Origin of the sequence: Yersinia sp. 2542 StPb PI, from assembly GCF_048593855.1 — a bacterium.
Classification (GTDB): domain Bacteria; phylum Pseudomonadota; class Gammaproteobacteria; order Enterobacterales; family Enterobacteriaceae; genus Yersinia; species Yersinia enterocolitica_E.
On the sequence record NZ_JAZGQA010000470.1, the window covers coordinates 1 to 687 of the forward strand.

Genomic DNA, 687 nt, shown 5'->3' on the forward strand with positions numbered 1-687 from the left:
CTTAAAATAACTGAATTAACTAATGGTTACTTCTTAAACTTTAAAGAAAGCAGTGCATTCTTGCCAACATCAATATATTTGTCAGCTAAAGCTTCAGTCGTGTTAAACGTAGCAATAACTAATTTCCCATCAATCGTAGTGAGCAACATCACATTCTTGATGGTTCCATCAGCAGCCGGGGTATCCATAGTGATGATATAAGCTTTACGCCCATCAACATCCTTCTCTTCCAGAGTCGGTTTGAATGGCGCAAATTGTTTCTTCATCATATTAACAACTTCAGCGAGCTTGCCATCGGGTATGGCGCTATTGCTATCGCTGAATGCGAAGGACACACTGCCCTGTTCAACGGAATAGGCTTCTTGTGGTGCATTCTGCTGAGGGTATTTAGTTGCCAGCATTTCTTTAGACATTAAAGTGAATTCAGCTGGCATCTCAATGTAAGCTTTGCCACCAAAAACTTTAGTGCCTGTTGGTTCAGGTTCAGAACAACCGGCAAGAACAACGACCATAGCAAATAATAGGAAAACACTTTTTTTTAACAAAATAGACACCCCAGAATAAAATGAATGTAGACTCTGGTTAATAATAGCCAGACCCTGTTTTTGATAATAATTTATTGCCGTTGAATTATATCCACTGGTATTCTTTTTAGTCCATTGAGATCATCCAAGATATGTCCTAATT

The 687-nt window shown here is 38.6% G+C and carries 1 protein-coding gene; it reads right to left on the reverse strand.

Annotated elements, in window-relative coordinates:
* Window positions 1-26 precede the first annotated feature (26 nt).
* Window positions 27-545: a hypothetical protein gene (locus tag V1952_RS22340; protein WP_420075610.1), complete on the reverse strand. Its 519-nt coding sequence runs from the start codon at window positions 543-545 to the stop codon at window positions 27-29.
* Window positions 546-687: the final 142 nt, after the last annotated feature.